Origin of the sequence: uncultured Rikenella sp., from assembly GCF_910577125.1 — a bacterium.
Classification (GTDB): domain Bacteria; phylum Bacteroidota; class Bacteroidia; order Bacteroidales; family Rikenellaceae; genus Rikenella.
On record NZ_CAJTMN010000125.1, the window covers coordinates 1 to 5,017 of the forward strand.

Genomic DNA, 5,017 nt, shown 5'->3' on the forward strand with positions numbered 1-5,017 from the left:
CAAAAACGAGCTTTGCGAGTTGCGGGCCTCCGCGTGGGGAGGCTTCGGCCCGCGCGGCTCTGCGAGCCGCAAAAGTTTCGTCCAAGCCGCGGCCAATAACTTTACCCAATTCTTCGCCACGTGTCCGTCCTCTTCGGCCTGTCGCCCACTCGCCCGAGGCGCAAAGCGCCTGGGCGACATGGCCGGTGATTCTGCGAATCGCGCTACTCGCTCTCGCCCTAAGCTCAGCCCCATACATAGCCCAATTCTCCGCCCCGTATCCGCCTCACTGCGGCTCCGCTATCGCTCCGCCACCTCTGCCGTCGCCCGCTGGGATTTCATCTCGATTTTGCTGTCGCAAAACGAGTGAAATCCTCTTTAGGCAGGCGGGCGACTGTCGAGCTTTGAACCGCCTGAAACTGCGCTCAGGCCGCGCGGGCCCCACTTAGTAAGGCAGAGAGAACCCTAACAAAACACCCTGTGGGTGCGGGGACGGGAAATGCTTACGCATTTCCACTTACCTACTCAGTCCAATACCGCTGTCCGCGCGCCTTGGGAAATCCTGTCAAAACGCACGAATGCATTTTGACGATTTCCCTTTTAAGGCAGCGGCGCGCGGTCCAGGCACTGCCCCAGCTGGAACTGTTCTTTTTGTGAACAAAAAGAACCCAAAAAACTTTCGACGGATGCTGACGCATCCTCAAGCTGCCGACGGCCCTAACTAATGCGGCAGCCGCGACCAAATCCCAAGATAGCCTCTAACCCCAAACAATGTAAGGCTCTACCCTGCTCCCGAACTGCATAGAATGGGAGCCCAAAACAAAAGCCGCATCGGGTGATTCCCGATGCGGCTCGCTTATCTGAGAACAAGGCGATAGCCTTGTCCAATCCTATTTCAGAATCACGTCGCTCTGGCCGACCATCTGGCCGTCCACATAGACCATCACGGTGTATTGGCCCGCATACAGACCCGTGATATCATAATAGATGCTCACAGGCAGGTCGTCGCCCTGGTAGTCCACGACACGCTTAGCGGTGTACGGGATCGATTCGCCGGCGAAGGTAAACCGACCGCCGTCCGGTGAACCCAAGATATCGGCTTCCGGCGTAATCACCCGAACGTAAACCGTCCGTTCGCCCGGAATGGCCACTTCGTTCGCGGTCAGGATAAATTCGGTGACGAGTTTTTCGGTCTGCTTAGCCCGGCTGACGAGTTTGTTCCGTTTGCTGTATGCCAGCAAAGCAACGTCCCGTGCCCGCAGCTGCGAGGCCCGTTTCACCTTATTATTGAGCTCCTGAGTCATCTCTTCGGCGGCTTCGGTGCGCAACTGCAAGGAGGTGATCTGGCGTTTGTAGCGCATATTTTCGCCTGCGAGCTGCTGGTTGATCCGGTTCAGGGAGTCGATCTGGCGCACGAAGCCCTGCATAGTCGCCCGAAGCGTCCCGAGTTCGCGTTCGTACTTCTTGATCTTGGCGTAGTTCCAGCCGCGTTCCTTTTTGAGGCGATCGAGGAGCGAGTCGGCGATGTGGCGCTGGTGCATGAGCGCGATGTTCATCGTATCGTTGTCGACTTTGAGGTCGCCCATCTGGCCGAGGAGAACGGTCAGCCGGTTGGTCAGGGTATCGCGTTCTTCGGTGATTCCGATCTGATCCCGTTTGAGCTCCTGGACCTGTTTCCAGAAGAAGAACGAGATCACGGCCAGGACGATCAGCAGGATGATGATCGCGATCTTCAGCCCTTTGACCGATCCGTTGCTTTCGTGCTGCGGATAGTCGTTGTAGTCGTAGTCGTTGTCGTTATACTCCATAATCTCTCTGTGTATTAGAAAGCTGTCGTTTTTCGTTTTGCGCCTCGGAAGGCCTCTGCCGCCCTCAGGCCGAAGGTGGCGTTTGCTTCCGGTGATACTAACAAACTGTGTGCCACCGGTTCCCGACCCGGACGAAAGTATGGGGAGCGGATGCCGAATTTATGGCAGAAAAACCGTCCGCGCCGTCCGTCGGAAGCTGTCGTGGTCGTTACAATTTCGGTGCAAGATAGATAAAAATTCGGACACCCAAAAACTTTTTTTCTGACATTCCATATTTTTCCCTAAAAACAAGCCGTTAGCGAAATTATTCGGATATCGCTTTTATTTTAATCACAATTTTCACTAACTTGCAACGCTATTTTCCGGAATAAAATACGACGAATTAAAACCCATACACAGAATCACTTAACTTCTTTTTATGGCAACCAACCAATCCATTCTGGGCACACCGACGGACGAAAACATGAGTGTGGTGGCTTACAAGGCTTTTATGCTCAAACGGCGCATCATCCTGACTTTGGCGACGGAAGGGGACTGTACGATCGCCGATCTGTCGCGCATCCTGAATGTCAGCAACCCGACGATCACGAAGCTGGTCGGCGAGCTGATCCGCGAGGGGTTCGTGCGCGACCAGGGAAAAATCGAAACGGGGGGCGGACGGAGGCCCTGTGCCTTCGGGCTGGTGTCGGACGCGGGCTATTTCCTCGGGGTCACGATCCAGGAGGGGGAACTCAGCTTCGGGGTGATCGACCTCAACAAAAACACGGTGACGGTGAAACAGCACGTGCCGTTCACGTATAATACCAACACGCAGTTTCTGGACAACCTGGCGGCGCGGATCGAGGAGTTCATCGAGTCGCTGGGGACGGCGGCGCGCGAAAAGATCCTCGGGATGGGGATCGCGGTCAAGGGACGGGTCGACGCTTCGTCGGGCATCATCTACAACGCGATCAACATCGACGGCTATCCGCTGGCGCGGCTGATCCACGAGAAAACGGGCATCGAAACGGTGGTCGAAAACGACACCCGGGCGATGACTTACGCCGAATACCTGAACGGAGACCGGAACGAGGTGCAGAACGCGCTCTTCATCAACATCGGACGGGGGATCGGGGTCGGAATCATCGTGGGCGGGAAGCTCTACTACGGGAAGTCGGGCTTCTCGGGCGAGTTCGGGCACATTCCGTTCTTCGACAACGAGAAGATCTGTCAGTGCGGGAAAAAGGGGTGTCTCGAGACGGAGGCGTCGGGGCTGGCGCTCGAAAACAGCTTCGCGGAGAGCCTGCGCGACGGGGCATCGTCGATTCTGTCGGAGAAGTTCGAACGGGGCGAGGCGATCACCATGCAGGACATCATCCGGGCGACGGAGAGCGACGATGTGCTCTCGATCGACCTGATCACGGACGTGGGCGAGAAGCTGGGACGGGGGATCAGCGTGCTGATCAACCTGTTCAATCCGGAGCTGGTGGTGATCGGGGGGCCGCTGGCGGAGGTGAGCGACTACCTGATGCTGCCGATCCGCACGGCGCTGAACAAATACTCGCTGCGGCTGGTGACGCGGGACACGACGCTGCGCATCTCGACGCTGGGCGAGACGGCGGGGGTGCTGGGGGCGGCTCTCCTGACGCGCAACCGCATGCTGGGGATCTTGTAGCCGCGGCACGGTCGCGCGTAGCGTTCGAACAGAGAATTGGGCCGAGTTGAATAGTGGAAATGCGTAAGCATTTCCCGTCCACGGGACGTGGGGCCCGGCCGGCCTGAGGCCAGTTTCAGGCGGGACGAAGCTCAACGCGCGCCACGCCTTAGAAAGCGATTCAACTGTTTCGGCGATGAGCCGAAATAGAATGAATCGTCAAGGCGCGCGAGAAAAGAACGGGTAGAGGCGGCCTATTTCGGAGTGCCCGAAGGCACCGGCGGAGCGACAGCGGAGCCGCAGTGAGGCGGACACGGGGCGGAGAACGAGTAGCGCGATTCACAGAATCGCCGGGCTTGCGCGCTGGGCCTTCGGCCCACCCCCGGAGCGCGCAGCCCGAACCCGACAGATGGCTTGGCCAAACTTTTGCGGTTCGAAGAACCGCAGGGTTTCGACCTTGTTTCTGTCCGCGCGCCTTGGGGAAATCTTGTCAAAACACGCAAGCGAGTTTTGACGATTTCCCTTTTAAGGCGTGGCGCGCGGTCGAGCCTTGAGCCGGACGGAACTGCCGCTTTTTGAAAAAAGCGGCACCAAAAACTTTTATGATAGCTACGCTACGCCTTAGGCTCCGCAAGACTCAGGCTTCTTTCCACCGCGGGCACACGAGGACTGCGCATCCCGGAGACTTCCGGAGACGAACCATTTACACTAAAAACCAGTTCATGAAATACTTAGCCCTGATTCCCGCCCGATACGCCTCGACCCGGTTCCCCGGGAAACCGCTGGCCGACATCCACGGGAAACCCATGATTCAACGCGTCTACGAACGCTGCCGGAGGGTGTTCGGCGAGGCTTGCTACGTCGCCACGGACGACTCCAGAATCGAACAGGCCGTCAAGGATTTCGGCGGACAGGTCATCATGACCGCCGACACGCACCGGTCGGGTACTGACCGATGCGCCGAAGCGCTCGACACGGCGGAACGCCTCACCGGCGAACGGTTCGACGTCGTGGTGAACATCCAGGGCGACGAACCCTTCATTGCCGTCGAACAGCTCGAACAGATCCGACATTGTTTCGACGCTCCCGACACGCAGATCGCCACGCTGGTCAAACCGTTCGGCCCCGACGAGGAGATTTTCAACCCCAACTCGCCGAAAGTCGTCCGCTCGGCTACGGGTAACGCCCTCTATTTCAGCAGAAACGCCATACCGTTTCTACGCGGCGTGCCGCAGGATGAGTGGCAGACGCGGCACACCTATTATAAACACATCGGACTCTACGCCTACCGCAGCGAGGTGCTCCGGGAGATCACCCGTCTGGCGCCGTCGCCGCTCGAGCTGGCCGAATCGCTCGAACAGCTGCGCTGGCTGGAAAACGGCTATCCGATCCGCACGGCGGTGACACACGCAGAAACTCACGCCATTGACACGCCGGAAGACCTGCAACGGGTGCTCGCCCTCTTTCCGGACGGCGACGGGGAGTGATGCGGACGGGATTATGGTGAGTTCGAGGTAGAAACGGTCAGTTTTCGAGTGTCGTGTGTCCGTTTATTCCGAGAGGCAACGCAACTGAAAACCGGAACCACGTCCGGTCG

The 5,017-nt window shown here is 58.1% G+C and carries 3 protein-coding genes; 2 read left to right on the forward strand and 1 reads right to left on the reverse strand.

Annotated features, from left to right (window positions below):
• Positions 1–869 precede the first annotated feature (869 nt).
• A complete protein-coding gene (locus QZ292_RS09450; RefSeq protein WP_294600937.1) occupies positions 870–1,787 on the reverse strand; it encodes a hypothetical protein in 918 nt (305 codons plus the stop codon).
• A gap of 418 nt (positions 1,788–2,205) precedes the next feature.
• Here QZ292_RS09450 and QZ292_RS09455 point away from each other — a divergent pair, with 418 nt between their 5' ends.
• Together QZ292_RS09455 and kdsB are read left to right on the forward strand one after the other, a co-directional pair.
• A complete protein-coding gene (locus tag QZ292_RS09455) occupies positions 2,206–3,441 on the forward strand; it encodes an ROK family transcriptional regulator (RefSeq protein WP_294600939.1) in 1,236 nt (411 codons plus the stop codon).
• A 701-nt stretch (positions 3,442–4,142) separates the two neighbouring features.
• Complete coding sequence (gene kdsB / locus QZ292_RS09460) at positions 4,143–4,907, forward strand: 3-deoxy-manno-octulosonate cytidylyltransferase (protein WP_294600942.1); 765 nt, start codon at positions 4,143–4,145, stop codon at positions 4,905–4,907.
• Positions 4,908–5,017: the final 110 nt, after the last annotated feature.

Coding starts and splice junctions, on each gene's coding strand:
- QZ292_RS09450 (WP_294600937.1), bottom strand. CDS start 1,787: ATGGAGTATAACGACAACGACTACGACTACAACGACTATCCGCAGCAC.
- QZ292_RS09455 (WP_294600939.1), top strand. CDS start 2,206: ATGGCAACCAACCAATCCATTCTGGGCACACCGACGGACGAAAACATG.
- kdsB (WP_294600942.1), top strand. CDS start 4,143: ATGAAATACTTAGCCCTGATTCCCGCCCGATACGCCTCGACCCGGTTC.